Raw genomic sequence first — 25,410 nt, 5'->3', positions numbered from 1 at the left:
TCTACGGCCCCGGGTTCAGCAGGCTTGGCGTGATCAGCTTCGCGCCGGGTCCATGCCGGACTTCGATCCCGACGAGCCGTTCGGGACACCGCGCTCCTGCCTGTCTTGCGCCTCCCGGCCGCCTTCTGGCGGTCTCTATAAATCAACTGTCTGCTTGACAGGGGAGCTTACGGACCTACTGGCGTGCTTGGTGCAGACACTAGTGTCGTGTCACGGCTGACTTGACGGTGATCGCCGTTGGCGAAGGCGCACTGGCATGACCATGGAAGGCGACAAGAATGGAGGGATGGAAAAGTACACCGTGACACTGAGCGCCGAAGAGGCCGAACAACTGCAGGCGCTGGTGGCCAAGGGCACGCACGCGGCGGCCAAGATGGTCAACGCGCTGATCTTGCTGAACTGCGACGAGTCGCAGGCCCGAGGGCGAAGACGCAGCAGTCAGGAGATCGCCGAGGTTCTGCAGGTCAGCCCGCGCAAGATCGACCGGCTCAAGCGGCGCTTCGTGGAGGACGGGCTGGAGGTGGCGCTCAGGGGCGTGCCAAGCCAGTGGGAGTACGAACACAAGATCGACGGCGAGGTGGAGGCGCACCTGATCGCGCTGAGTTGCTCGGTGCCGCCGAGCGGACACGCGCGCTGGTCGCTGCGGCTGCTGGCCGATCGGGCGGTGGAGCTGGAACTGGTAGAGGCCGTCTCGCACGAGACGGTGCGGCGGGCGTTGAAAAAAACGAACTCAAGCCGTGGCGCAAGGTGGGCTGGGTGATCGCCCCCGAGGCCAGCGCGGAGTTCGTGGCCAGCATGGAGCGGGTGCTGGATGTGTACAAGCGGCCCCTGGACACCCGGCGTCCGGTGGTGTGCATGGACGAGACACCGCGCCAGCTCATTGGCCAGACCCGCGAGCCGATTGCGGCCGCACCCGGTCAGCCCGGGCGAGAGGACTACGAGTACCGGCGTCTGGGCACCTGTAACGTCTTCATGGCGTGCGAGCCGCTGGCCGGCACCCGCATGACGCAGGTCACCGAGCGCAGGACCAAGCGCGACTGGGCGTTGTTCGTCGAGGCCATTGCCGCGCACTACCCCGAGGCCGAGCGCATCACGCTGGTGATGGACAACCTCAACACCCACACCCCGGCGGCGCTGTACGAGACATTCCGGCCGGCCGAGGCCAAGGCGCTGTGGGACCGCTTCGAGTTCGTCCACACACCCAAGCACGGGAGATGGCTCAACATGGCCGAGATCGAGATCAACGTGATGGTGCGGGAGTGCTTGAACCGACGCATCGGCGACATCGAGACCGTGCGCCGCGAGGTCGCTGCCTGGCAGGCACACCGCGATCAGCGCCACGCCAGGATCGACTGGCAGTTCACCACCGAGACGGCTCGGGTCAAGCTTCGGCGGCCTTATCCGTCAATCGAGGTGTGACGCGACACTAGGGGCAGCGCAGGCCCACCACGGCTACCTGTTCGCCAACGCGCGGGCCACACGCGTGAAACTACTGGAACCAGATCAGGGCGGAGAGGTTCTGTGAGGTTCTGGGACGGTGTCTTGCACTCAGGTTGTCTTCTGCTCTGCCCATAGGCGGAGCTGCTCTTCGTTGATGTTCCATCGATCACCCTGGTGAGCGATCCAGCCGAAGAACCGTGCGGACAGGGGCGGCGAGGTGATGCCTATCCGCTCCCAGGACTGTTGATCTCGCGCCGTGCTGAGCAGCCTGCCGAACTGGCTGCGAAGGTCTGCTTGAGCCTCGTCCGGCAGGGCGCCGTACTCCTGCCGGGCCTTGGCGATCAGGCTGCGCTCGTATTCGCGCCGCAGGGCCTCCTGGGCCATCTGATCGGCGACAAGCCGAGCGGCTGTTGAGATCTCGGATATCTGTCCAGAATCGACTGCAGCGTCGGGCTTTTCTTCATCGCGCTGTGCGTCCGCGTCCGCATACCCGTGCTTGATCGCTGTGCGCAGGTAGGCTGCCGGGGAGTCGACCTTACCCTGACGCGCTTTCGTGTACTGGACAGCCTTCTGAATTCGATCATGGTCTTCGGAATCGAGCAGTGCGTCAGCGTCGACATCACGCAGCCCCATCCCGATGAGTGTCTCGAACAATTCGAGATTTACGGGCTCTGGCACAGCTTCTGGTGCCATACCATCCAGCGTCGAGTTGCTTCGGGTCTTTGAACTCGAAGAAGGCTTTTTGCGGTGAATTCGGAACTGCAGATCAAGGACTTTTCGGCCAACACGGTGCTCTAGCATCTCCAGCTCGAACTCGGACTGGGACTCATTGACTTCCCGAAGCCCTGGCATCAGCGTGTCACGCTTGAAAAATCGATAGTCCACGGGCTTCTTCAGTGGCTGTCCCTTCAGCACGGCAGCCCACCAATCCACGGACTCTCGCATCGTGAGCTGTCCGGGAGATGTCAGGTACTGGAAGCCAATCTCCAGCAGAACGGCAGCGCTGTACAGGCTGAGTTGCGTGCTGATCTGCAGCAGCAACCGGGTGTACTGCTTGGGCTCGACTAACTGGCGCCGCACACCCGGCGCATACGACCAAGTTAGGGTGATCGGCTTGCCTTGACGGGCTGGCGTGATCTTCGCAGCTAGCAGGCTCGCGATGTTCCATTCCTGATCTTCAGGTTGGCCAGTGGGATTCGAGTTCCATTCGATGGTCGTGGACGCCATCTCTCTCAGCCGTGCCTTGATCGACGCGTTGTTCTCACTCGAACTGATCTGCCCGACGATGTAAGCCAGCGGCAGGCTGTACTCCTCTGAGGCGATGCCCTGCTGTTGTGCGTGATACAGCAACAAGTTGTAAATGCGTCGAGAAATGATTGTCAGCTTGCCCGTCGTGGGCCTGATCGCAATGGCCGGGTTCGCTTTCCGAACGATGGTGGGCTCTTCTGTGAGTGGTGATTTGGCCATGCTCACAATGCTATCCGGTATTGTGAGTCACTTCAAGATCTACTCACAACAACGGCTTCCTGTTGTTGTTCTTGAAATTACTTGAATACCATTGAATACATTAACTGTCTGAAAAACTCAATAAAAACAATGAGTTGCGTTAATTTGCGTGAGAAATATTGATGTCATTTGTGAGGGGATTTGAGGTGAACTGTGAGACGTTTTGATGTGGAACGTGAGAAGGATTGAGGTCGATTGTGAGAAGGATTGAAGTGCCGGCAATGTGAGCTTTTTTGATGCCGAAGTCATTCTGAAGTTGGTGAATGGTTCCCCTGAGTCAGCGCTGTCTTGGTGCTCGCACACGACGTTTCCTGCTGGGAAATCATTCTGTAGATCGTCATCGGGTGATGCCATGTCGGCGTGGTCGAGCATGGAAGGTGGCTCGACGCCCGCCGACGGCTGCCCGCGCGGAGCACTTTTTTGCCTTCAGTGATGCCTTCCAGAGGATTGAAAGTCACTTTGGCAGGCGGCTGATCGACTTCGCTGAAGTGTTGGTGCATCAATCAGGCTCACATCGCACCACACGACATGCGATGTCGGATGCTCATGTGTGGTCCACATGCATACAATAGATTTTGTTCTGAATGAACAAAAAATGTATTATGAAAGCAAGGAGCCACACATGTCTGATGACACCATCGAATTTTCCGACGCGATAGCCCAGCCCGGTATGGGGCCTCCGCGAGGCGCGATCAAGCTGAAACTGGCCATGGAGTTGAGCCGTTGGGCTGGCTCTGCACAGTCTTTTCGGGCTTTTTTCCCTGCGCCCACCAAGGGGGAAGGGTCGTATCACAACGTCTACACCCCGCTGCAGATACGTGAGGCAAGGCTGCGCATGATGGGAATCGAGCAGGAGCCTTGGCGTCCGATTGACCTGATGCCGCCGATCATCTACTGCCGGATGGCCAAAGGTGGTGTTGGCAAGACAACCATCGCAGCGAACATTGCATCCTGCATGGCGATGCAGGGCCACCGAGTGTTGATGATTGATGCAGACCCTCAAGCGTCGTTGACCAGCATGTTCGGTATCGACTGGACCTCCGAAAAGATCCGGCACATCGGCCATGCCCTGCGCGACCATGAGCAGGGCTACCCCGTCATCTTTGACGAAACGATCATTCGCCCGATTTATCCGGACGGCATGCTCGACCTCCTGGCAAGCGACATCACGCTGGCCAACATCGAGTCATGGTTGTCCACGGTGATGAACCGAGAAGCCGTGGTCGAGCGGCTGTTCAAAGCCTATGTCGAGTTGTGGTCTGCCTACGATGTGATCGTGATTGACTCTGCCCCGGGGTCTTCTCAACTCAGCAATGCGTTGATGTACGCGGCCAAGCGTGTACTGGCTGTGGTCATGCTGGATGGTCAATCCATCAAGGCGATGGAAGTGCTGGCCCACAACATTCACGAACTGAATCGTGCCTATCCTGATCTCAAGGCATCAGTTCACCTGGTTGCCAACGGATTCGATGCGCGTCAGACGACTTGCCAAGCGTCACTTGAGATCTTGCGTGCAGCCTACCCTGGGATGATCGATCCTTGCATCATTCCTCGGTACGCCTCATTTGCTCGTCAGGTGTCGCTCTACAGCGATGCCGAGAGCGGTCCTATCCTGGAGCGCGAACCTAACTCTCCTGCGGCCAAAGCCATCATCGATCTGACCCGCTCTCTGATTGGGTTCTTTGATGTCAAGTTGGCGGAACAGATCCCGGTTGTTCCGGACTCCACTCGTGCTCGCAGGAAGGGCTGAAACCATGGAACCCAGAAAAATGAATGTCAAGCCTTCAGGACTACTTGGAGCAGATCAGAAAGCTGAGCGAGAGCGGCGTCTGGCCATGGCTGTAGGGCGATTGCCTTCGTTTGCTGCCGCTGCAACCCCACCCTCCGAGGTCGCAAGGGATGAGCCTGCAGCACCTACTGGCAGTAGTTCGACGCAAGTCATCGATCCCAAGTTGATTGTTCGCAGTCGCTGGGCAAATCGACACCAGGCGAACTTCAGTGGAGAGGAGTTCGGTCAACTGCGTGAGGAAATTCGCCAGGCAGGTGGGAATGTTCAGGCGATCAAAGTGAGACCACTGCGCTCTCCTGTGAGCGCCGTGCAGCCTGGTGAGGTCGTGCCCAGATACGAAATTGTGTTCGGCCATCGCCGCCACGAGGCGTGCCTGCTGGAAGGTCTTCCTGTACTCGCCGTCGTGGCTGATGTAGATGACCGCACCTTGTTCATCGAGATGGACAGAGAAAACCGCTCTCGAAAGGATCTGACTGCTTGGGAGCAAGGGGTGATGTACCTCAAGGCGCTGGACACGGGGCTGTTCCCATCCAAACGGGCATTGGCCAGCGCACTGGGTGTTGATCACAGTGCCTTGGCTAAGGCGGTGACTTTGGCTGAGCTTCCTCAGGCCATCATCGACGCATTCTCTTCGCCATTGGATCTGCAGTTCCGATGGGGCCAACCTCTAGCAGCAATCTTTGCCGCTGATCCAGACACAGTGCTGGCGCGCGCAGCAATGTTGAAAGAGCATCGCGGCAAGATGAACGCGCGGAGCATTTTCGAGCAGTTGATCAACGGTAAGGACGTGAAGTCTGATGCCAACATGCCTGCTGAGCCGATCAAGATCGATCAAGGCGGTAAGCGTGCTGATATCTCCATGACCGCCAAGGGGGGCGCTGTGGTCAACATTGCACCAGGATCAATTGGGCCAGAGCGCCTGAAGGACCTTGCGGAACTGGTGACTAAGTTCCTGGCTGGAATGTGATGTACCCGAGCGTGTGGAACCGTTCCACACGCCGCACTACCCTCCCCTGCTGACTCCTTGGGAGTGTGTGGAACGGTTCCACAGAGGTAGCGTTAGTACTACTGGATACCAATACAGCTTCAGTTGGCACGGACTCACGCGTGCATAGTTAATGCAGGTTTCCAAATATCCATCCCCGGCCGTCTGTGGGTTTCCAGCAAGGATTGATGACCACCGAGGTACGAACGGCGATCAGGTCCAACAAGGCGCAGGACGCCTCCCGGCCTGATCGCCTCACCGTCACACCACCACGGCCTGCGCCAGATAGTGCGCGTCACAACGCGTGATGCGCGCGGGATCCCGCCGCGCTGATGCGATCAAGATATGCGGCTCTGGAGGCGCATGCCGATCCTGCCGCCCCGGCCGTACTGGATGCACGACCATCGTCAGTGCCACATCCTGGCTCAGTCCGAGGTCCTGCGGCCCCCGCAGCAGATCTTGCGCATACCCCGCAAACTCCACCGCCAACTGCGCGACCGACCAGTCAACGACCGCCCGGCGCCGGTCCGCTCCCAATTCCTGATCTACCCGATCCAGCCAGCGCTCGCGCAGTGCGCGCTTTGGTACTGCAGTCAGCCGCGTTAGGCTGAGCAGCCCGGTTTCCTGAATCTGCTGTACCGACATCGTCTGATGGATATCCGTCGCCCCTGGCATGCGATAGAACAGCCGCAGCGGAATCGACACTTGGTGATGCCGATCCGCAAACCTGCTGCTCAGTGCCTGGCCTCTGCGGTGCGAAGACCAGCCCCACGTCCCCCACACCAGGTCGGACCGCGGCGTCATGCCGCCGAAGACAAATGCGTTCTCCATGAAATTCAGGACCGCCGGCAGTGGCGCCGTGAGTACGCCCGCTTGTGCGCCCGCGGGTGACCGCGCGAGCAGCGCATACGCCTCCAGGACCATGTGGTCTTTCAGATGATGCGGCTGAAGTTGGGCGTGGGGCGGGGTGTCCAAATGGGTGTGCGTGTGAGTGCCCGAATGGCTCTGCACCTGAACCACCGTGCTCATGACGGCTCCCCGCGAGGGCTCGTCAGGCGGAGCTTGGGTGAGCGACCACGGCGCACGCGACTGACCGACTCCAGGGTTGGCAGGGGTGCTATCAGCTCCAGATCCTGTCCGCGCACCGCATACGCCTGCGCCGCAATCGCCTCCAGCACTTCGCGAGGTGAGGCCAGCTCGATGAGCTTACCCAGCACCCGCCGCACCGGCAGGCTGTGGCCCTGGTTGCCCTGGAACCACGAGAAGCTTCGTGCCACCGAGCGTCCCATCACCGCCGTGAAACGACGATAGAGCATCACCCGCGCCTTCGCCTGGTGTACTGGCAACACGAAGCTGCGCAGCAGCGGTCCGTAAAACTCTTCGAACGCTTCCTGTGGCGACCAGTTCTGCCATGCGGACGGGCTCGGGCTGAGCTGGTAGAGCCGCAGCAGGATCTCCCGGTCCAGCGACAAGGGGCCCTGGTTGCAGACGGTTTTCTGGTACTGGCTCGGCACGAGGGCCATTGCCAGGGAGAACTCCATGCGAGACAAGCCCATCGACGCCCGAAAGCTCTCGATGTCGTGGCCGCACAGTGGCCGCTGATCGACATCGCGGGTGAAATCAACCACCACCGCACGACGTGCAGCGGACCCCGAGCAAGACAAATTCAGATCAGAAACAGACATGGCAGAACTCCAGGAACAGGCAGCAAACGGCGAACTCAGGAAGGGCAGGCGATGCGTCACGCATGACCAAGCCCCAGCGCACGCAGCAGCTCGGGTTCCAAAAAGTGTTCCGCGTCCGTGCGACGCAGTGGTGTGCTCGGATCGGCTTGCCGGGCACCGACATCGCAGCGCCAAGCGCTGACGGCGAGCAGATCGCCAAGGACCGCGTGGACCGATGGATCCCCGGGTTCGGCTTGGCGAACAAGATCGCGCAGGTTGTCGAGGTCGAGGGCGACCGTGCTCAGCAACAGCGCCAGACCGCGGCGCAGGGCGTCCACGGGCAGCGGCTGTCCGCCGGGGCAATGAAGGTCAGGGTCCGAGGGGATCGGGGTTGCGGCCGAGGGGCGCGCGGGTGCATTTCCGGCGGTCGTACCGGAATTCGAGGTGTCAGCCATGGGGTAGGCTCCATTCGACGGTGGTTATCCTGCCACCCACGCCGCCAAGCGTAGGGTGGCAGACCGTGCAAGGTTGGCGGACCGGGAATGGACCGGCAGGGGTTGCCCCCTCCCTGCACGGCCCGCCAGTGATGGAGCCATGCTCGCAGCTCGGCCCAAAAAGGGACGATAAAAAGCCGCGACGGGCGCGGCTACTGCGCCATTCTGTCGGGCCGCCAAGCCCGCATCACTGAATTTCAGCGATACAGTTATCGTACACCAGCGTCGCACCGCAATGCGCTTTTTGTTTTTCCAGCGCGGGTCTGGCTGGGTGACCCCGTTGAGATGAGCGTCGTCGCTTCAGCCCGGGTTGTGTGAGCTGTCTGTCGTCCACGCCTCATCCATCTCCCCCGCCCGGATCACCCGCCCATCAAGCGTCGTGATGCCGCGCAGCCCCACCCCGTGCGCCTCGAACCCCAGCCGTGGCCACTCGGAGCGGTAGTCTCGCCGGTCATGCTGGTGCCCATGGAACGCCCGCCGCACCCCCAGGCCCCGGGCTAACTCGTCGATCACCGCAAACCCGTGCGGATGCGCACTCGGCGATTCGTGCGTGACAAGCACCTCGGCCCGCTGCCGACCAAGCGCCTGCACCTCCGCCGGGAAGATCGTGCTGCGGTGCCGCCGGGGCAAGCCCCCGCGCCAGCGGTTGCCCCGCCCGGCCCATGCCGTGTATGCCCGGGCGGTCTCGAACTGCCAAGGATTCGGCGGGCTCCAGACCTGACCCCTGACCCCTGAACACCCCGCCCAGTCCTGCGATGCGCACCCCGGCGACCTCGACCACCCGGCCATGCAGGTTCCGGTGCGCCAGCGCCGAGCCGAACAGGTGGTCGTGGTCCGCGTCTGAGTCGGTGTCGTGGTTGCCGTGGATGAACCACACCTCGGTATGCGGGAGGATGGCGGCGAGTTCAAGCTCCAGCGGCCGAGCCGCCTGCACATCGCCCAGCAGCACGATCGCCGCCGGCCGTTGTCCCTGGGGTGGCTGCAGCACAGCGCCGATCAGGTGCTCGAAGCGACCATGCACATCCCCGCACAGCCAGATCGCCCCCGGCGCTGCGACCCGGCTGGCCGTGCCGGCGTCGGCTGGTTCTCCTGCCTGCCCTTCCGCCTTGCGTGGCGCATTCATGCCCGTCCCTTCACACCGTCACCACCCTTGCCGGCTCGAACGCCCGGTTCTCCAATGCCCCGTCCCAGCGCACGTAACCCCGCGGATTGCACACCACCCGGCACGTCCCGCCGCCCGCCCGGTCTACTGGGTAGTCGAAGCTGTCATGCGTGTGCCCATGCACCCACAAGTCGACGCCCTGGAAACACGCCGCGGGCAAGTCATTCACGAACGCCGGGCTCAGCCCGCTGCGCTCGAAACATCCCGCCAGCGACCCCGGGTGCGGCGCATGGTGCGTGACCACCACGGTCCGCCCGGCCCAGGGTTCGGCCAGCCGGGCGAGCAGCCACTGCCGCGCGGCGTGGTGCCACTGCACCGTGTCCAGCGGCCGCAGCCGCCGCACGCCCGACTCCGGCGCCGAGCGCTGCACCCGGATGACGCTGAAATCGTTCAGCCCCACCCCGGCCTCGGCCGCCGCCAGCCGCGCGTCCCGCCGCCACTGACCGTCCGCGCCCAGCACCTTCAGCTTGAAATCCGTCCACAGCGTCGCCCCGAGCACCCGCACCGGCTCCTGGTCCTTTCCTGCATCTGATCCCACGCCAGACACGAGCGTCACCATGTCCCGGTCCAGCACCTGCACGTTCGTGCCCTGCGCCGCGGCGCGCATCGCCGCCAGCTCCTTGTCCCACACCTGTCCGTAATACTCGTGGTTGCCCGGCACGTAGAACACCGGTTTGCCTGCGAACGCCGGCTCTGCCGCCGCCCAGGCCACACCCCGGTGCCCCGGCGCCTGGATGTCCCCGGCCAGCACCACCGCATCGAAGTCGTCCGCGACATTGAATGCGACATTGAATGCGAAAGTCCCCGGAACATTGCCAGCGACATTGACCCGTGATGACGCCCTCGCCTGGAACTCCAGGTGCAGGTCCGACAGGATCAGTAGTTTCATCGCGGCCCCCTTGGCCTGTTCAGTTGCCTGTTCAGTCGTCTGTTCAATGCGGCGCGCCCGACACCGACACCTCGCGCACGATCTCCCGCCGGACCAGCCGCACGAGTTCCCGCACCGAGCCCGCTGCCCGCGCCAGGCCCGACACATCCAGCGTCGGCATCACCTCGACCGGCAGCCCCCAGTCGCTGGCCACGTCCCGCACCACCTGCGCGATGATCATCGGGTAGTGCTGCCGCTCTGGTGTCGGCACCAGCACCGGCTGCAGCCGCGACATCAACGCCGCCTCGATCGTGCCCAGCCGATTCGCGGTCGCGACATACAGCAGCTTGCTCAGGTCACATGGCACCTGCAAGTAGCCGTCGATCCAGTTCCGGCTGGATTCCGGCTCCAGCAGCCCGAGCAGGGTGGCCTGGATCGGCGCTGCATTCACGGTGTGGGTGCTGCTGCGGGTGCTGCACTTGTCCACCTCGTCCAGCAGCACCAGGATCTGCGCCAGACGCCGGTCGCGCAGCGTGCGCACGATCGGCGACGGATCCCCGCTGGCCCAGCCCCGGCTCGTACCGGTCAGCAGTCGGCTGTCGCTGCTGCCTCCGACGCCCAGCGGCAGGAACGCCAGCCCCATGACCTCGGCCAGTCGCCGCGCCAGCCGGGTCTTGCCCGTGCCTGGCGGGCCCACCAGCAGGATCGGCGCCCACGCAAAGCTCACTGCCCCCAGCCTGCGCCGCGCCAACATCTCGCCGGCCGCGACCTCGATCGCCCGGCTCGCCCACGGAAACTCTCCGTGCAACTGCGTGATGCGCGCTTCCAGCTCGGCCACCGTCGGCAGCAGCACCAGCGGCAGCGGCACCCGCAACCCCTCGTACGAGGCCAGCGTCAGCCGGTCATCCTTGTCGCGCATCTCCGGGATCGACTCGCTGATCACCTGCCACTGGGTGTGCGGGCGCAACGCCTCCAGCGCCGCCGGTGCATACCGCTCGGCCAGCGCAGCCTCGTGCGCGGCCAGGGCGCTCTTCGACGCGGCGATCGACGCCTCCCGCGCGGCCGTGATCGCCGCTTCTGTCGCCAGTGACTTCGGCACGGGAGGAGGCGCGCGTGTGGAAACGCTTGGAGGGGCGCTGGGAGACGGGCTTGGGGAGGCGCCTGAGGATGAAGGTGTGGACGACAGCGTCGATGAGGAGGCCGCCGAACGCTGCGCCGCGGTGATGATGTCGGTGTGACCGGCCACCTGGCAGGTAGCCTGCTGACGCGCTTGCCGGCTGTCTTGCAGCAGGGCCTGGAGCGCAGCGTCAGGATCAGGAGGCCGCGCCGCACCAGACACTTCATCTTGGGCGTCCTGAGCGTCCTGAGCGTTCTGTTCGGCATTCCCATGCGTCGCGTACAGCGCCGCAGGCCCCCCAGGGCGGGTCGGTAACTGCGGCAGCCGCTGCTCGACCTCGGCCCACAACCCCAGCACCCCCGCACACGCATTGAGCATCGGCTGCGCCGGGTGGTCCAGCGACATGTCCAGGTGCAGCAGCACATACAGGCGCAGCAACCGGATCAGCGCCGCCGCGTCCTCGGTGTCGTGCAACTGCTCGTCGAGCGGTTCGCGCCAGCACAACCTCATGAGCGGCACCACCGCCTGGCGAAGCCAGTCCGCCTCCTGGGTGCCCAGCCACTCGGTCAGACCGGTCGGGTTGTCGGTGTCCCAGCCTTCGCTGCGCAGGTCGCGCCACTGGATGCCCATCTGCGCAACAGACGCCTTGAGCTGCAACTCGCGGTGCCTGGCCCCCTGCAGCGCGGGTTCGACCGCGGCCAGAAGTTCCTCGCCCAGCCGCTCCAGCGCCCGAGACTCGGGCATCACCACCGGTAGCCAGTCCAGGCAGCGGTCCAGTGCGTCCAGCCGGTCCAGGCGAGCGTGTCGCTCGTCCAGTGCGAGGCGCAGCGCGTCGGCAGCGGACAGCGCCGCGCCGGTCAGACCCTCAGCACTGGCCAGCATGATCAGCACCGGGGAGCGGAGGCGGCAGGCAGGGGCAGCGGGCAGTGGATGCATGGAGTCGTCGGGGGTCGTCATCAGGGCGCAGGGAACCCGTCAGGGGCGACAGGCCTGACAGCATTGTGACGTAAAAGCATCAGTCGAGGCGTTGCATCAAATCCTCGCAGCACACCCACAGCACACCGGCATAACACCGGCGAAACACCCACACGCATCACCTCCCGCTCGGGTCACACCCCACCCGGGCCACCCGCCTGAGCGTGAACGTCCCTTCAGCCCGCAGGCGGATCCGGCGGTGGCTGGAACATCGCCGCCACCGACACGCCCAGCGCATCGGCCAGGCGTTCGACGTTGTCGATGGAGGCGTTGCGCACCTGGCGCTCGACGTGGGCGATGAAGGTGCGGTGCAGCCCGGACTCGTGCGCGAGGGCTTCCTGTGACCAGCCGCGCTGGGCGCGCAGGCGCACGAGGTTGAGGGCCAGCAGGCGCCGGGCGACGCCGGGGGCCGTGGCGGACAGCGTGCCAGGGACTGTTGCAGGCGTCTTGGCAGGAACCGCAGCAGGAGCCGCGGCCCGGGCGGAGGGGGAAGGGGATTCGGTGGCAGACACCGTAGCAGTCTTGGGGTGTGATGCTTTTGCGTCAGCCGCGTTTACGTCACAATGTGGGTTCAACTCTCCGAAAAGATCCCCCATGTTCGAGACCTGCGATGTCCATGAAAGCCAATCCTTCAACCCGTTTCGGCCGCCGGACGTGCGCCAGTGGAGCGCGGTGTCGCTCAACCTGGACCTCGCGTGGTTCGTGTTGACGACCTACGTCCGGGAAGAAGGCCGGGACATCGGGTGTGACCAGACCACGCTGGTCGCGGACGAAGAGTCGCTGCTGGCGTGGCTGAGAGACACGCCGCCCGAGGCGCTTGTGGCGTTGCACTGCGTGAGGCCGGGGGCGGCGCAGGAGGGCAGGGGACTCTGGCGCATGGCGCGTGTGCGCGAGGTCTGGGTGCTCTCGATCCCGGAGCAGCGGCAGGGGCGCCTGCTGGTGTGCAAGCTGTGGGATGAGGAGGGCTGGTTCGAGCCGAATAGGCAGGACGAGGCCAAGTCGGTGGGAGAGGGCCGGCACTTGCTTGCGCGGTTCGAGGTGCGGTGACTTGACCAACTCCTGAACGACCGGGTGTGCGCCTCGTGGCCGCCAGTGCTTCGCGATATCCTCGACGGTCAGGGCTCGTTGATTGAACAATCAATGTGAGCCATCAACGTGAGCCGTCAAAGGATCCTCTCCATGGCACTGTCGAATCTGATCGCGCAGCGCGAGGCGCTGGAGCGGCAACAGGCCGAACTGTCCAAGGCCATTGCCGAGGCGCAGATGCATGCGCGTCGCGAGGTGATCGCCCAGATCAAGCAACTGATGGCCGAGCATGGCCTGGTGGCGGCGGATCTGGCCGAGTCGGGCCGCGGCAAGCGGGGCCCCAAGCCCTCGCTGGCGGATGCGCCCGCTCCGGGCAGATCCAAGGTCGCCGCGAAGTACCGTGACCCGAATACAGGGGAAACGTGGAGCGGACGGGGGCTGATGCCCAAGTGGCTGCGCGCGGCGGTCGATGCCGGCCACAGCCGCGACGAGTTCGCGGTGTGAGGCCGCATCCGGTCAGGAGCACTTGCCCATGATGGACGCCTCAGAGCGAGAACAGGCGCTGCGCGCCATGCGGGCCAGCGCCGATGCGTTCTACCGCTCGGCGGTGCAGATCGGCGTGCATCCGTTCATCGAGTTTTCGGGGTTGATGAATGAGTACCTGCTGGCCTGCGCGCAGGCCCATGCGCAGGGCATCGACTTTTCAGAGTGCAACCGCCACAGCGGGCAGGCCTTGCCGCTGCACCCGGTGATGAGCGACTACATCAACGAGAAGCTCGAATGCATCTTCTCGGGCGCCAAGGTGCTGGACGTACCGGCGCCGGAGTCCGGTGAGCCGCCTCAGGCCCGCACGACCGGCATCTCGGACCAGCACGTCGTGTAAGCCGGGGTCCTACGCTCCTGCTTGCCGGTCCACTGGGTGGCCACCTCATCGTGCCGAGGCACCCGAGCCTGCGCACTCGCGATCTGCAGAGTGCCGCGCCCCCAGCGCGCGTTGACCGCGTCGAGGGCTTTCATCAAGTGGCCGGCGCCCCGTTGGCTGCCCGTGGACTCGAAATCGAACTCGCCTTGCCGCACCGAGGTTGCCACTGACCCCGCGGGGGTGCCTGCCTGCGCGTCACGGGGCAGACAGGTCTGCAACTGCACCAGCATCACGCCGGCCTTGGCCAGCGCATACCCGCTCTGGTAGATCGAGCGCAGACCGTGCAGGGCCGCGCCCACCAGCCTGGCCGTGTCCTGGGTGGGATGCGCCAGCGGCACCACCACCGAGCGCGAATACTGCGGCGACTTCCGGAACGGACTCGTGCGGATGAACACCAGCACCGCCCCGGCCGCGCTGTCCTGTGCCCGCAGCCGCACCGCCGCTCGGCTGGTGAACTCGCTCACGGCCTCGATCAGCGGTGTCAGCGTCGTGACCGGCTGACCGAACGAGCGGGTAGGGGTCCGAGGTCCAGTGGAACCGGATCCTTGCGTAAGAGGCCAATCGCGTGCAGCCATTCGGCTCAGGGAGCATCGGCGTAGCGTGCTTTAAATTCCGAATTCTGAGTCGGCCCCAACACCAGCTCCTTCGCCGCCCAGGTCGCCATGGCGCTGCGCATGGACGGGTTCGAGAACGTGCGGCTGCTGTACGGCGGCTACAACGAGTGGAAGGCCCGCGGTGGGCTGGAGGCTTACGCACGGGCGAGCAAGAAGGGCTGATTTCAGAACCGGCCTTGGTGATGAACCGCCGTGCCATTCCTTGCTTCGGCCTGGGCGTCTCGCTGGCCCTGCATGCCGTGGTGCTGACGCTGGCCGCCCGGCACCTAGTCACGGCCCCGGACACGCCGGTGCGCGCGGCAGACGAGCCGCCTGTGATCCAGATGACACTGATGCCGCCGACGCTGCCAGCACCGGTGGACATCCGCCCAGTGCCCGAGGTGCGACCGGCGGCCGTTGTTCCAGTGGCTCGCGCTGTGTCGACTCAACCGGTGCCGACCACCACGGCGCTGGCCCCGGCCCTCCACGAACCCGACAGCGTCGCCGCCGCTGACACTTCCGCCGCGCCGCGCCAGATCGCCTCCATGGCCGCGCCGCCAGCGCCCACGGCGGAAGAATGGGCCTTTGCCGCCAGGTACACGCTCAAGAACAGCAAGGGCTATCGCCACACCTGGGGTCAGCAGGTGCGCAGCATGATGGGGACCGCGATCGAAGGGCCTGACCAGGGCTCGGTCCGTTTCCGGGTGGAGATCGGGGCTGACGGCACCTTGACCCGGCTGGAGACCCTGTGGTCCACCTCGCCCGTCGCCGAACAACTGGCCCGCCAGGCCATCGCAAGTCTGCCGCGCTGGCCGCCCACGCCGACGGGCAAGCCCCTGGTCTTCGAGAAGACCCTCTCGTTCACGCCCTACGCAACGGACGGCCCGCCGATCTACAAGGACGACTGCTTGCCCGACCCCTCGGCATTCGGCAATCCGTATGCCTGGGATGGCCGTTCAGACCGTGCGCCTGTTCCGGCGCGGACCGTCGAGCCGCCAGACCCCCAGGCGATGGAGGACTGTCGCAAGCAACTGCCGCAAGACTCCATCGAAGCCGAAAGCGCCCGGGATCAGCGTCTGATGGACCAGTGGGGCTGGGGGGCGAGCAAGGTTGGGCGTTGAACATTCCGCTCGGATCTGGGCCGTGAGTGCTGGATCGTGGTGAAAAAAAGGAATTTGCCTGATCTACGCAGCCGTCGCAGCGTCGAGGCATCAACAGCCAGTTCGCGCAGATGCCAACAAGGCGCAAGCGATGGCACCGCTGCGGCGACTGCGCATAGACCTCACCTCAAACGCGATTTCAGGATGGCTTCGACGTCCGCGGCCGACCAGGTGCCCTTGACACCCGGCGGCGTGCCAGGTCCAGCGGGGAAGCTCACGAGGCTGCTGCCGTCGGCACGTTTGTGCCGATGCTGGCCATCGATGAGCACGACCACGGGCACATGGCCGGTCACGCCCACCGCCTGCAGACGCTTCTCCCCTGCAGGCGTCTCCATGTCAATCTCGACGACCTTCAGCCTTGTTCCCTGGGCTGAGAGCCAGTCGCGCAGCGGTTTGAGCGCGGACTGTACCGGTGGGTGGGCGAAGGCAATGATCTCGACCACGGGTTGCGCTGCGTGGACAGCTTGGGCCAGCAGCAGTGACGCGCTTGCTGCGGTGAGACTGGTCAGCCAGCGGCGGCGCGAGAGGGTCAGACAGAGCATGGCTGGGGTTCTCACTTGCAGTTGTTGTGGAGCTTCCACTTTTCCTCATGACCCATGGCCTTGGCGAAATCGGGCACCTTGCAGCGCTCGACTTCGGCTGCGTCCACCGCTGGTGAGACCATGGGCGGTTCGGTGGCAGGGGTGACCGCACGGGCGTAGGGGTCGTTGGCTGACACGCGGCTGATCCATGCACCGATGACGCCGACAAAGGCCAGTACCACGGTCGCCTGCACCCAGTTGCCGCCGGCACCGCGTGCCGGCTCGAACTCGCACACACCACCCGGACAAAGCTTCGCCTGGTCCTTGTTGAACCAGTTGTAGACCTTGCAGCCGATGCAGATGCCGAAGGCTGTCTCGAAGAACAGCAGCACAAGGCAGGCCGCGCAGACGATCAAGTTGATCGGCCCGATGACATGCTTGATCACGACCAGGTACAACATCACCACCGCCAGCACGAAGCCGATCGCCCACGCGAATCGCTTCTGAGGTGCGCCGACGTACTCGGGCTGCTGCTTGCGAACCATCCACTGACCCACGATGAGACTCGGCGCGAACTTCGGGTTGACGAAGATGCGGATGGTGAAGTCGATCAGGAAGGCCACCACGAACACCCGTGTAGGCTGGAAATTGCCGACCAGCCAGGCATTCATGAACGACAGAAAAGCGAAGAAGAAGACGATGCCGGCAGCAGCGCGCACGGCGCGCTCGTTGAGCACCGGCACAGCGTAGCCGTCGAGGCGTTCACCAAACGAAAAGATGGTTGACATGCTGGGAGTACCCGGGGGTGTTTACATGCACGCATTGAAACCGCAGAAGATGCCGGCCGAATGGCGGCCACCGAGTGAATTGCATCGCCATCTTGCGCAGGGGTCGCATGCAACACTGCGATACAAAACTCACCATGTCTGGGTACCTCGCTCGGCGATGCCGACTTCCACACTACGGCCATGGACCCGAAAGACAGCATCCTGATCGTCGATGACGATCCAGAGATACGCCAACTGCTGGTGGACTATCTTGCGCGCAATGGCTTCGATGCCAAGCCGGCTGGCAGTGGCCGGGAGATGTGGCAAGTGCTGGACAAGCACGCCATCGACCTGATGGTGCTCGACCTGATGCTGCCTGATACCGACGGCCTGGTGCTGTGTCGTGACCTGCGTTCCAGGTCCAATCTGCCGGTGCTGATGCTCACGGCGCGCGGAGAGGAAGCCGACCGCATCCTAGGCATCGAGATGGGCGCAGACGACTACCTGGTCAAGCCCTTCAGCCCGCGCGAACTGCTGGCACTCATCAAGGGCATCCTGCGGCGCACCCGCTCACTTCCACCCAACCTGAAGCCGGACAGCCAGCGTTGCCTGGGCTTCGCCGGCCGGAAACTGGACACCGCCACTCGGGTGCTGACTGGCGCAGATGGAGTCGCCACCCCGTTGTCGGGTGCCGAGTACCGGCTTTTGCGGATCCTGCTCGACCACCCCAACCGCGTGCTCAACCGAGATCAGTTGGTAGAACTCATCCACGGCCGCGAGGCAGAACCCTACGACCGCGCGATCGACGTGCAGATCAGCCGGCTGCGTCAACGCCTGCAGGACACTGGTCGCGAATCCGGCCTCATCAAGACGGTACGCGGCGAAGGCTATGTGCTGGCTGCTGCCGTGGAGGGTCTGCCCTCATGCGAATGATTTTCGACAGACTGCTGCCGCGCTCGCTGTCCGGTCGCATGATGCTGATCTTGGTGCTCGGCCTGCTGGCCGCGCAGTTCGCCAGCCTGCTGCTGCATTTGCAGGAACGCGCTGCACTGCTGGCAGACGGTCACATGTATTCGGGCATGCCGCCGCTTGCGCCACTCGACGCGCTGCCGCTGCGCTTTATCTGGCATGTGTCGCTCACACTCGGGGCGGTCATCATCGTGTCGCTCGTTGCCGTGCGCTGGGTGACGAAACCGCTGCAGCGGATGGCAATGGCCTCGACCGCGTTTGCGCACGACCTGGATGCCGCTCCACTGCCTGTGGGCGGCCCGGCCGAAGTGCGTCGCGCGGCCGAAGCATTCAACTTCATGCAGCATCGGCTGCGCCAGTTGGTGGTGGAGCGAGGCCGCGCGCTGGCGGCGGTGTCGCACGACCTGCGCACGCCGCTCACCCGCATGCGACTGCGCGCCGAGTTGGTTGACGACCCTGCTCTGCAGGACAAGCTGAATGCCGACATCGACGCCATGCAGGGCATGGTCAACAGCGTTCTGGCCTACCTGCGCGGACTGGAGGATGCGGAGCCGATCCAGCCGATCAACATGGATGCGCTGCTGTCGAGCATCGTCGAGGATGAGCAGGCGCTCGGGCGCCATGTGCGCCTGGAGGATCCTGATCTTGGGCATGCGACACCGGTACCCTATGCCGGCAAGCTGTCAGTCCTGAAGCGCGCCGTGACCAACCTGATCGACAACGCAGTGGCCCATGGCAAGAACGTGACTGTGCGGATCGAAGATTCCGCCACAGCGCTGCGCGTGGTGGTTGATGATGACGGGCCCGGCATACCGGAATACGATCTGGCCCGAGCCTGTGAGCCCTTCGTCCGTCTGGACTCCTCGCGCAATCTGGACACTGGGGGTGTCGGACTGGGTCTGGCGATCGCGCGTGATGCGGCGGTTTACCACGGTGGAACCCTTGTTCTGGAGAACAGGACCAGCGGGGGGCTGAGAGCAATTCTGGATCTGCCTCGATCCACCCGAAAGGGCTAGAACAAGCAGTCGTGACACCAGTTCATCTCGATCTAGGCAAGTCGATACGTGTAGGGGTAGGCCCAACCGTCGTGTCACCAGCCGCCATCTTGCGCCGACCGACGTTTTTCTGCAGACCTGCGCAGCAGGCGATGGCTTTCAGCACTCACCTGCACGGAGAGCATGAGGAGTTGTGAGATATGAGCCTCAGAGGCAATTCGGGCCGGATGAAACGCGTCCCGATTCCCTCGTTTTCAGCGGGCTGCGGCGTGACACCCCACAACTCCTCATGCTCTCCAACTCGGTCTGGAGGCTGACGATCAGGCACTCAGGGTGCGGCGCATCCGCATCCGGCTGCCCAAGCCGACCCGCGATGGCGACGACACGATCTGTCTGGTGACCACGCTGAGCGCCGAGCAGGCCGATGCACTCACGCTGGCGGCGCTGTACCACCAGCGCTGGACGATCGAGCGGGCCTTCCTGCACCTGACGACGCAACTGCGCTGCGAGGTGCGCACGCTGTGCTATCCCGGTGCGGCGCTGTTCGCGCTGGCCTGTGCGATGGTGGCGTTCAACGTGCTGGCGGTGGTCAAGGCGGCCGTCCGCGCCGCCCACGGCCAGGAAGCCGAGGCCGCGCTGTCGGGCTAATACATGGCCATCGAGATGCGCAACCTCGGCGAGAGCCTGGACACGATCGTCGATGCCGAGGATTGGGAGCCCTTCCGGCGGGCCAGTCCGCAGGCGATGGCGGCATGGCTGGCGCAGCAGGCCAAGCGGCTTGATCTGGCCCGCTACCCCAAGACCGGGCGCAGCACACGAACGCCTGCGGTCAAGCGCACCCATGATCCCGGCCGTACCCACTTCTCCGTGGCTCGGACGCTTCAGCAGCGCAAAGCGAAGGCTCCTTGAAAGCACTGACCCGATGAGGGCTGCAAGCGCCACAGCGTACCAAAGAAAAAGCGACCAAGGCTCTCACACCACAGTCGCTCTTACTTGGTCATGCGCGCTTTCCTTCGCGCCTCCTGATTAGCAACGATCCTCAGCATTCCCCCGAACGACCCGCTGAGCCCGAGGCTTGCACCGCGAGACATCGATGATGAGCCGAGCCACCAACTCGCGCAGGTCGAACCGACGGTTGAAGCGGTAGGCGAACGCTGCCAGGTAGCTGCTGGCGTACTTGGGGTACTTGAACGCATGGAACGCACCCGACAACGTCGTCTTCAGGTTGCCCAGCACCGTGTTGACCCAGGTGAACTCGGGCAGCTCGCGCGGCTTGCGCTGCCCCACCACGATCGGCGTGTGCAGACAGCCCGCGCTGGTGACCGCGGCGAAGCACCCCAGCCCGTCGCTGACCACCCGCGCTCCCGGCATCAGCGCCGCCTGCGCCCACTGGCCCACCGCCTCCAGCGTGAAGCCGCTCACCGGCGCGAGCTTGACGTACTGCGGATGCCCCTGGTCATTGACCGAGACCGCCGCCACGAACGGCACCTTGTTCTCCGAACCCCGACCCGCCTTGCCGCCGCTGCGCTCCCCGCCGAGGTAGGCATCGTCGAGCTGCACCGTGCCGTCGAGCCGGTGCTGGCTCTCCCGCTCGGCCATCGCGTGCATGATCTTCTGGTGCATCAGCCACGCCGTCGGGTAGCTCACGCCCACCTGCCGCTTGAGCGCCAGCGCCGACAGCCCCGTCTTGGCCTGGCTGAGCAGGTAGATCGCCAGGAACCACGTTCTCAGCGGCAGCTTGGTGCTCGCGAACAGGCTGCCCGCGGTCAGCGAAGTCTGGTGGCGGCAGCCGTTGCATTGATACAGCTTGCGTGCGCCCTGGCCCACCACGTAGTGCGCCGCAGTGCCGCAGCGCGGGCACTCGAAGCCCTGGGGCCAGCGTGCCTGCTTGACCGCCTCGGCGCATTGCTCTTCCGTGCCGAAGCTGCTCATGAACTCCGGCAGCGACATCCCTTGCTGGAACTGGATTCGGTTCATCGGCATGTGCTCGCTCCTGCGCTTTGTCTGCCTTCTACGCTACGCCTGATCGTCGGCTAGGGCCTTGCTGAAGATCATTGCTAATCAGGAGGGCTTTAATATCGATGCCTTCCAAAGCTGCAGCCAGATAACTACCGGGCATCCGGGTGCTTTGCAGGAGGGTCATGTAGGCCAGTGCGCGGGATTTTGTCACGTCACTGAGGAGGAAGGTGTAGCTGTTCACGGCATGGCTCCGGATTGGGCGAACAGCATTCTAGAAACAAAAAGTGTCAGGCGGCAAGTTTTTTGTGCAGGGACGATTTTTCGTCCATCTCTCAGCGGTGCGGATGCCCGTATCCGATAAATACCACTCGGTTCCATGCGAGATCAATATGAAACCATATCGGCGGCAGTATTAATTGCTTGGCAAAATTACCTGCCAGTCAAAATATGCCCTGATTATTAATAGTACCCCGCAAGGCGCCAGTCGGCGGTCAGGCGTAATATAGACGTCGAATCCCTGAAGGTCAGGTCGTTCTTCAGCCCCGGCGAGGCAGCGCCCGCATGCCCCGCACGAGGTCAGCAGCCTGCGCCTTCACGTACACCGACGTCACTCGCAGGTCCGAGTGCCCGAGCAGGCTCTGCAGCACCTGCGGCTGCATCTGCTTGATCGCCTCGTTGGCGAAGGTGTGGCGCAGCCAGTGCGTCGAGGCCCGGGTGAACTCGGCCGCTGGCGGTGCCCCTTCGCGCGTGGCCGCCGCGTTCGCCACATCCCGGAAGAAACGCCGCAGCAGCCCGTAGATCGCCGAGCGCTCCAGCGCGCCATACCGATCGGCCTGCGCGGGGCGCTCCTGGTCCACGAACGGCACCCCGCGTGCGTCCAGATCCCGTTTCGGCGGCGGACGCCGCAGGATCCCGATCAGTGGCCGCCACCCCTGCAGGTGTTCGGCACGCAGGGCGTCCTGGAGCGCGTGGCCCGTGGGTTCCAATGCGTCTGCCCCCGGGCCACCCGCAGCCATGCGCTCGCCCGCAGCCGTGGTCGGCAGGCTGTTGGGCACCTGCACCCGCTTGACGGCATCCTCGAACCCCACCCCTGCAGCGTCCATGTCCGCGTGGTGCTGCTCCATCAGCGCCTTGATGTCGTCGAACACCATCACCGTGCGCAGCTTGCCGCCCTTGCCGATCACGTCCAGCAGCCACGCGGACTCCCCGTCCACCAGTTCCTGCCGCAAACCCTTCATCCGGGTCGTCGCCAACTCCGACAGCCGCAGCCCCGTCGTGCTCGCGAGTTCGAGCAGCAACTGCAGCCGCCGCCGCGCCGGCGTGTCCGGCCGCTCCCGCAGCACCGCCATCGCGAACGACCACTGCGCCTCGTTCAGCGACCGGCGTACGTCGATGCTGGGTTTCACCAGCCCCAGCGTGCGGCCCAGACCGGACATCGCGTTGGCGCGCAGGTAGCCCTTGTCGTGCATCGCCGCGAACAGCCCGCCGAGCACCGCGAACTCGTGGCGCTGGCTGTTGCGGCCCAGCGGTCCCCGGAACGGTCGCCATGCGGCGTCTTCCCGGCGCACCTTGCGTGGCTGTACCCAGTCCGGCGGTGGCGCGGTGACAAACGCCTGGTAGGCCTGCAGGTCCGGCTCCTGCAGCGACGACAGCGCCTTGCGCCGCACCTGCAGGCACCAGCGGTAGAACCGCTCGGCGATGCGGGCGTAGTCGCGCCGGGTCTGGCCCTGGTAGCGGCTCAGCCACTGCTGGATGGCCTGCACGTCGGTCTCTGCGCCCCAGACGTTGGTGTCGGGCGCGCGGAACAGGCCGTCGCGTCCGGAAAGTGCGTCCGAGAGGGCCACGTCCATGACCGGGACCGCGACCGGCATCAGAGGATCCGTGCCGCCGTTCAGATCAGCCAGGTCCGTCACCGGCCCACGCGCCAGGTCGCGCTGGCGCAGCCGTGCGAGGTCGCTCTCGGGCCGCAGTGCCGAGTCCCGAATCGCCTGGTCCCCCTGCTGCGCGATGGGCACGAGCCACGCCACGAGCCGCGCGGCGCGCACCGCGCCCAGTCGCGACACCGTGCGGTGCCAACGAAAGCCCTGCAGGTTGATGTAGCGCACCAGGTCGCCCAGCGACTGCACCCCCACCCGGGCCAGCTCGCGCGGCAAGCCCGCGCCCAGCCAGAACCCGGTCTCGTCGTCCAGCCGCGCCTCGCGGGCCAGCACGCGCTCCAGGGTGGCCAGCGCATCGATCACGGCGCGGTGCTGCGCCGGGGTCAGGCGTGGGGTCACCTCGGGGTGAGCGGTCTCGGCCAGGTGGGCGTGTGCCGTGGCCGAGAGGGAGAGGGCGTGCTCAGGGGAGAGTGCGGGCATCGATGCCGACGCTGGCGGTGCGTGGCCGAACGTCTCCCCATAGAGGTCGATCCACTCGGCTTGGGTATAAAAGTCTTCCTCGATGCCCGAGGCGCCGCACTGCGCGGACCGCCAGTCGTCCAGGGAAGGGGCAGTGGCGACAGTGGAGGCAGTGGCTGTTGGCGGCAAGTTGTCCCGTCGTGCCCCCCGTGCCGGCACGAAGTCCGGCAGCGCGCGCAGCGCCGGCAGTGCCACCGCCATCTCGGCCGCGCACGCACCCCGCGCCCCCGCATGTTCGATCGCCTCGACCACCTGGCGCAGGCGGCTGACAAAGTGCCGCCGGTCGCTCGGGCCGCCCGAGAACGCGAGGTAGCGCGTCCAGGCATGCTCCAGTTCGACGCTGTCGAGCAGCGCGCGCAGGAAAGCAAAGTGGTGACGCCCGAGGTGGCCTGCGTGTTCGTGCAGCAGCCGGGTCTGGGTGCCGCGGGGACGGCCGCGCAGGCGGTTTGGCGTCACGGTCAAACGGCGAGGGTCTCGACCTCGAAGCCCACGATGTTGCGGTTGACTCGGCTGAACTCCACGCCGATCAGGTGGATGGGCTCACCCCGGCCGCGGTACTTGTCCGCATAGCCCCGGTCGCGGATCTGCGCGAGGGCCTTGCCCTGGGGCACGAGTTCCACCACCTTGAACTCGAACACCCACACCGCCCCGCCCGCCAGCACCGTCATGTCGATGCGGCCCTTGTTCGTCGAGTCCTCGACCCGGATATCGAGCCCGAGCGCGGCGAAGTGGCTGTAGAACACGCTGGCCCAGTAGCCCTCGAACTGGGCAATCGGACTGTTGCGGTACCAGTCGTTGGGAATGCTGGCGAAGAAGGCGTGGAACAGCTCGCGCAAGGCCGCCACGTCACCGGCCTGCAGCACGCGCCACAGTCGACTGATCTGCGCCTCGGAGGCGGCGGCGTCGCCCATGTAGCGCTTGAGCAGGCTGTCGTTGAGGCTGGCCTCCACCTCCAGGTTCGGGTACTTGAGCGTGAACTCCATGCGCCCCGGAATGGCACGCACCTGGCCGATGGTCAGGTAGCCGGCCTGGAACAGCAGGGCCTCGGGCTGCATCGTGTCCACGTCGAAGGTGGACAGCAGGGCCTCGCTGGCCACGATGCGACCCAGGTCCGGGGTGAAGATCCGGCGCTCGGCCAGCAGGTTGACCAGGAAGGTGGGCGTGCCCGTCTCGAACCAGTAGGGGTGGAACTCGCGCCGGTCGAACAGCCGCAGCACATCGAAGGGGTTGTAGACACTGGTGCCGCGCCAGTTGTAGCCGTTGTACCAGCGCCGGATCTCCTCGCGGTCCAGCCCTGGCAGTTCTGGTGCGAAGACGGTGTCGATGTCCTCATCGGTGTAGCCACACAGCGCGCTCCAGCGCGGGTCCAGCGTGATGTCGACCAACTGGTTCAGGCCCGAGAAGATGCTGACCTTGCTGAACTTGGACACCCCGGTCAGGAAGACGAACTTCAGGTGCGGATCGGCCCCCTTGAGCACCGAGTACAGGTTGCGCAGCCCGTCGCGCATCTCCGCAGCCTTGGCCGGATCGGTGAGGTTGTCCAGAATGGGCTTGTCGTACTCGTCGACCAGCACCACCGCCGGGGCGCCATGGCGCTCATGCACAAGCCGGATGAGTTCGGCAAAGCGGCCATTCACCGTGCGGCGCTGAGCTTGCACCCCCAGCTCCATCTCGTTGTCCTGCAGGATCTCGTGAATGCGGGTGTCCAGTTCAGTCCGACTCTGCAGCATGCCATCGGAGAAGCTGATGCGGATGACGGGGTAGCGATGCGACCAGTCCCAGCGGGTCTCGGCGGCCAGCCCCTCGAACAGCGCACGGTGGCCCTCGAACAGTTCCTTGAACGTGTCGACCAGCAGGCTCTTGCCGAAGCGTCTCGGCCGGCTCAGGAAGAAGTACTTGCCTGAGTTGAGCAGATCGATCGCCAGGCCCGACTTGTCGACGTAGTAGTGGCCCTGCTCGCGGATTTCGCGCAGGTTCTGGATGCCGACGGGCAGCTTCTTGCGGGGCAGTGCAGGGGCGGCGGGGCTCATGGGGCAAGTGTAGTGGGGCGGTCTGCTGGCGATGCGTCGTCAGGTGGGGCTTGCGGCCACCGCGTCCCCACG

General features: G+C 64.8%; 26 protein-coding genes and 1 pseudogene. 12 read left to right on the top strand and 15 right to left on the bottom strand.

Translation table 11 applies throughout. The annotated features are described in order from the left end of the window. Positions 1-286 precede the first annotated feature (286 nt). Positions 287-1,419 (top strand): IS630 family transposase gene (locus tag BDD16_RS22565; protein ID WP_246332863.1). Its coding sequence is split into 2 segments (ribosomal slippage): positions 287-719 and positions 719-1,419, totalling 1,134 coding nucleotides; the frame shifts between segments, so codons are not numbered across the junction. A gap of 129 nt (positions 1,420-1,548) precedes the next feature. Here the strand turns inward: BDD16_RS22565 and BDD16_RS22560 are convergent. Continuing rightward, a complete protein-coding gene (locus BDD16_RS22560) occupies positions 1,549-2,913 on the bottom strand; it encodes a replication initiation protein (protein ID WP_179636379.1) in 1,365 nt (454 codons plus the stop codon). Between the two features lie 655 nt (positions 2,914-3,568). Between BDD16_RS22560 and BDD16_RS22555 the strand changes: the two genes are divergently transcribed. Both BDD16_RS22555 and BDD16_RS22550 read left to right on the top strand, forming a co-directional pair. Then, positions 3,569-4,696 carry a ParA family protein gene (locus tag BDD16_RS22555; protein ID WP_179636378.1) on the top strand — a complete coding sequence of 376 codons (1,128 nt, stop codon included), beginning with the start codon at positions 3,569-3,571 and terminating at the stop codon, positions 4,694-4,696. A gap of 4 nt (positions 4,697-4,700) precedes the next feature. Beyond that, a complete protein-coding gene (locus BDD16_RS22550) occupies positions 4,701-5,702 on the top strand; it encodes a ParB/RepB/Spo0J family partition protein (RefSeq protein ID WP_179636377.1) in 1,002 nt (333 codons plus the stop codon). Between the two features lie 279 nt (positions 5,703-5,981). On the opposite strand, the gene BDD16_RS22545 is transcribed toward BDD16_RS22550, so the two are convergent. From BDD16_RS22545 to BDD16_RS23145, 7 genes are all read right to left on the bottom strand, one after another. Then, entirely contained in the window at positions 5,982-6,749 is a 768-nt protein-coding gene (locus BDD16_RS22545; RefSeq protein WP_179636376.1) for a hypothetical protein, read from the bottom strand. Then, positions 6,746-7,405: a hypothetical protein gene (locus BDD16_RS22540; RefSeq protein ID WP_179636375.1), complete on the bottom strand. Its 660-nt coding sequence runs from the start codon at positions 7,403-7,405 to the stop codon at positions 6,746-6,748. Before BDD16_RS22540 ends, BDD16_RS22545 begins: the two co-directional genes overlap by 4 nt. Before the next feature lie 56 nt (positions 7,406-7,461). Continuing rightward, positions 7,462-7,839 carry a hypothetical protein gene (locus BDD16_RS22535; RefSeq protein ID WP_179636374.1) on the bottom strand — a complete coding sequence of 126 codons (378 nt, stop codon included), beginning with the start codon at positions 7,837-7,839 and terminating at the stop codon, positions 7,462-7,464. A 490-nt stretch (positions 7,840-8,329) separates the two neighbouring features. Next, entirely contained in the window at positions 8,330-9,001 is a 672-nt protein-coding gene (locus tag BDD16_RS23370) for a metallophosphoesterase family protein (protein ID WP_310732880.1), read from the bottom strand. Between the two features lie 10 nt (positions 9,002-9,011). After that, complete coding sequence (locus tag BDD16_RS22525) at positions 9,012-9,929, bottom strand: metallophosphoesterase (protein WP_179636373.1); 918 nt, start codon at positions 9,927-9,929, stop codon at positions 9,012-9,014. Positions 9,930-9,972: 43 nt separating this feature from the next. Further along, complete coding sequence (locus tag BDD16_RS22520) at positions 9,973-11,907, bottom strand: AAA family ATPase (RefSeq protein ID WP_179636372.1); 1,935 nt, start codon at positions 11,905-11,907, stop codon at positions 9,973-9,975. Positions 11,908-12,176: 269 nt separating this feature from the next. Next, positions 12,177-12,512, bottom strand: coding sequence for a helix-turn-helix domain-containing protein (locus tag BDD16_RS23145; protein ID WP_310732879.1), 336 nt, complete (start codon positions 12,510-12,512; stop codon positions 12,177-12,179). Between the two features lie 82 nt (positions 12,513-12,594). Here BDD16_RS23145 and BDD16_RS22510 point away from each other — a divergent pair, with 82 nt between their 5' ends. From BDD16_RS22510 to BDD16_RS22500, 3 genes are all read left to right on the top strand, one after another. Beyond that, the gene (locus tag BDD16_RS22510) at positions 12,595-13,047 is read left to right on the top strand and encodes a hypothetical protein (RefSeq protein ID WP_179636370.1); all 453 of its coding nucleotides are present in this window, start codon (positions 12,595-12,597) and stop codon (positions 13,045-13,047) included. A gap of 132 nt (positions 13,048-13,179) precedes the next feature. Further along, positions 13,180-13,530: an H-NS histone family protein gene (locus tag BDD16_RS22505; protein ID WP_179636369.1), complete on the top strand. Its 351-nt coding sequence runs from the start codon at positions 13,180-13,182 to the stop codon at positions 13,528-13,530. 28 nt (positions 13,531-13,558) lie between these two features. Then, positions 13,559-13,909, top strand: a complete 351-nt coding sequence (locus BDD16_RS22500; RefSeq protein WP_246332862.1) for a hypothetical protein — start codon at positions 13,559-13,561, stop codon at positions 13,907-13,909. On the opposite strand, the gene BDD16_RS22495 is transcribed toward BDD16_RS22500, so the two are convergent. Further along, positions 13,867-14,523, bottom strand: coding sequence for a DUF4113 domain-containing protein (locus BDD16_RS22495; protein ID WP_179636368.1), 657 nt, complete (start codon positions 14,521-14,523; stop codon positions 13,867-13,869). The genes BDD16_RS22500 and BDD16_RS22495 overlap by 43 nt on opposite strands. A 72-nt stretch (positions 14,524-14,595) precedes the next feature. On the opposite strand from BDD16_RS22495, the pseudogene BDD16_RS23450 reads away from it, so the two are divergent. Then, positions 14,596-14,724, top strand: a pseudogene (locus BDD16_RS23450) (rhodanese-like domain-containing protein); the annotation flags it as partial. A 20-nt stretch (positions 14,725-14,744) separates the two neighbouring features. Next, positions 14,745-15,662 carry an energy transducer TonB family protein gene (locus tag BDD16_RS22490; protein WP_179636367.1) on the top strand — a complete coding sequence of 306 codons (918 nt, stop codon included), beginning with the start codon at positions 14,745-14,747 and terminating at the stop codon, positions 15,660-15,662. Positions 15,663-15,823: 161 nt separating this feature from the next. Here the strand turns inward: BDD16_RS22490 and BDD16_RS22485 are convergent, their stop codons facing one another. Continuing rightward, positions 15,824-16,243, bottom strand: a complete 420-nt coding sequence (locus tag BDD16_RS22485) for a hypothetical protein (RefSeq protein ID WP_179636366.1) — start codon at positions 16,241-16,243, stop codon at positions 15,824-15,826. An 11-nt stretch (positions 16,244-16,254) separates the two neighbouring features. Next, a complete protein-coding gene (locus tag BDD16_RS22480; RefSeq protein WP_179636365.1) occupies positions 16,255-17,010 on the bottom strand; it encodes a DUF4395 domain-containing protein in 756 nt (251 codons plus the stop codon). Positions 17,011-17,190: 180 nt separating this feature from the next. Here BDD16_RS22480 and BDD16_RS22475 point away from each other — a divergent pair, with 180 nt between their 5' ends. The 4 genes from BDD16_RS22475 (at position 17,191) to BDD16_RS22460 (ending at position 19,862) form a co-directional block, all read left to right on the top strand. Beyond that, a complete protein-coding gene (locus BDD16_RS22475) occupies positions 17,191-17,922 on the top strand; it encodes a response regulator (protein ID WP_179636364.1) in 732 nt (243 codons plus the stop codon). After that, a complete protein-coding gene (locus BDD16_RS22470) occupies positions 17,913-18,974 on the top strand; it encodes an ATP-binding protein (RefSeq protein WP_179636363.1) in 1,062 nt (353 codons plus the stop codon). The genes BDD16_RS22475 and BDD16_RS22470 overlap by 10 nt, the downstream gene beginning before the upstream one ends. 312 nt (positions 18,975-19,286) lie before the next feature. After that, the gene (locus BDD16_RS22465; protein WP_179636362.1) at positions 19,287-19,601 is read left to right on the top strand and encodes a transposase; all 315 of its coding nucleotides are present in this window, start codon (positions 19,287-19,289) and stop codon (positions 19,599-19,601) included. Between the two features lie 3 nt (positions 19,602-19,604). Beyond that, positions 19,605-19,862: a hypothetical protein gene (locus tag BDD16_RS22460; protein ID WP_179636361.1), complete on the top strand. Its 258-nt coding sequence runs from the start codon at positions 19,605-19,607 to the stop codon at positions 19,860-19,862. Between the two features lie 117 nt (positions 19,863-19,979). Here BDD16_RS22460 and BDD16_RS22455 read toward each other — a convergent pair whose 3' ends face one another. From BDD16_RS22455 to BDD16_RS22440, 4 genes are all read right to left on the bottom strand, one after another. Then, positions 19,980-20,936 carry an IS1595 family transposase gene (locus BDD16_RS22455; protein WP_179632657.1) on the bottom strand — a complete coding sequence of 319 codons (957 nt, stop codon included), beginning with the start codon at positions 20,934-20,936 and terminating at the stop codon, positions 19,980-19,982. 28 nt (positions 20,937-20,964) lie between these two features. Then, positions 20,965-21,153 carry a hypothetical protein gene (locus tag BDD16_RS22450; protein WP_179636360.1) on the bottom strand — a complete coding sequence of 63 codons (189 nt, stop codon included), beginning with the start codon at positions 21,151-21,153 and terminating at the stop codon, positions 20,965-20,967. 295 nt (positions 21,154-21,448) lie between these two features. Continuing rightward, on the bottom strand, positions 21,449-23,764 hold the full coding sequence (locus BDD16_RS22445) for a phage integrase family protein (protein ID WP_179636359.1): 2,316 nt from the start codon (positions 23,762-23,764) through the stop codon (positions 21,449-21,451). 2 nt (positions 23,765-23,766) lie between these two features. Then, positions 23,767-25,338 carry an ATP-binding protein gene (locus BDD16_RS22440; RefSeq protein ID WP_179636358.1) on the bottom strand — a complete coding sequence of 524 codons (1,572 nt, stop codon included), beginning with the start codon at positions 25,336-25,338 and terminating at the stop codon, positions 23,767-23,769. Between the last annotated feature and the right edge of the window lie 72 nt (positions 25,339-25,410).

Origin of the sequence: Sphaerotilus montanus (genome assembly GCF_013410775.1) — a bacterium.
GTDB lineage: Bacteria > Pseudomonadota > Gammaproteobacteria > Burkholderiales > Burkholderiaceae_C > Sphaerotilus > Sphaerotilus montanus.
This window is presented reverse-complemented; position numbering and strand designations above follow the sequence as displayed.

Excerpts from the sequence above, each read along its gene's own strand:
- BDD16_RS22555 (WP_179636378.1), top strand. The coding sequence starts at position 3,569 with ATGTCTGATGACACCATCGAATTTTCCGACGCGATAGCCCAGCCCGGT.
- BDD16_RS22550 (WP_179636377.1), top strand. The coding sequence starts at position 4,701 with ATGGAACCCAGAAAAATGAATGTCAAGCCTTCAGGACTACTTGGAGCA.
- BDD16_RS22545 (WP_179636376.1), bottom strand. The coding sequence starts at position 6,749 with ATGAGCACGGTGGTTCAGGTGCAGAGCCATTCGGGCACTCACACGCAC.
- BDD16_RS22540 (WP_179636375.1), bottom strand. The coding sequence starts at position 7,405 with ATGTCTGTTTCTGATCTGAATTTGTCTTGCTCGGGGTCCGCTGCACGT.
- BDD16_RS22535 (WP_179636374.1), bottom strand. The coding sequence starts at position 7,839 with ATGGCTGACACCTCGAATTCCGGTACGACCGCCGGAAATGCACCCGCG.
- BDD16_RS23370 (WP_310732880.1), bottom strand. The coding sequence starts at position 9,001 with ATGAATGCGCCACGCAAGGCGGAAGGGCAGGCAGGAGAACCAGCCGAC.
- BDD16_RS22525 (WP_179636373.1), bottom strand. The coding sequence starts at position 9,929 with ATGAAACTACTGATCCTGTCGGACCTGCACCTGGAGTTCCAGGCGAGG.
- BDD16_RS22520 (WP_179636372.1), bottom strand. The coding sequence starts at position 11,907 with ATGCTGGCCAGTGCTGAGGGTCTGACCGGCGCGGCGCTGTCCGCTGCC.
- BDD16_RS22510 (WP_179636370.1), top strand. The coding sequence starts at position 12,595 with ATGTTCGAGACCTGCGATGTCCATGAAAGCCAATCCTTCAACCCGTTT.
- BDD16_RS22505 (WP_179636369.1), top strand. The coding sequence starts at position 13,180 with ATGGCACTGTCGAATCTGATCGCGCAGCGCGAGGCGCTGGAGCGGCAA.
- BDD16_RS22500 (WP_246332862.1), top strand. The coding sequence starts at position 13,559 with ATGATGGACGCCTCAGAGCGAGAACAGGCGCTGCGCGCCATGCGGGCC.
- BDD16_RS22495 (WP_179636368.1), bottom strand. The coding sequence starts at position 14,523 with ATGGCTGCACGCGATTGGCCTCTTACGCAAGGATCCGGTTCCACTGGA.
- BDD16_RS22490 (WP_179636367.1), top strand. The coding sequence starts at position 14,745 with ATGAACCGCCGTGCCATTCCTTGCTTCGGCCTGGGCGTCTCGCTGGCC.
- BDD16_RS22485 (WP_179636366.1), bottom strand. The coding sequence starts at position 16,243 with ATGCTCTGTCTGACCCTCTCGCGCCGCCGCTGGCTGACCAGTCTCACC.
- BDD16_RS22480 (WP_179636365.1), bottom strand. The coding sequence starts at position 17,010 with ATGTCAACCATCTTTTCGTTTGGTGAACGCCTCGACGGCTACGCTGTG.
- BDD16_RS22475 (WP_179636364.1), top strand. The coding sequence starts at position 17,191 with ATGGACCCGAAAGACAGCATCCTGATCGTCGATGACGATCCAGAGATA.
- BDD16_RS22470 (WP_179636363.1), top strand. The coding sequence starts at position 17,913 with ATGCGAATGATTTTCGACAGACTGCTGCCGCGCTCGCTGTCCGGTCGC.
- BDD16_RS22460 (WP_179636361.1), top strand. The coding sequence starts at position 19,605 with ATGGCCATCGAGATGCGCAACCTCGGCGAGAGCCTGGACACGATCGTC.
- BDD16_RS22455 (WP_179632657.1), bottom strand. The coding sequence starts at position 20,936 with ATGCCGATGAACCGAATCCAGTTCCAGCAAGGGATGTCGCTGCCGGAG.
- BDD16_RS22440 (WP_179636358.1), bottom strand. The coding sequence starts at position 25,338 with ATGAGCCCCGCCGCCCCTGCACTGCCCCGCAAGAAGCTGCCCGTCGGC.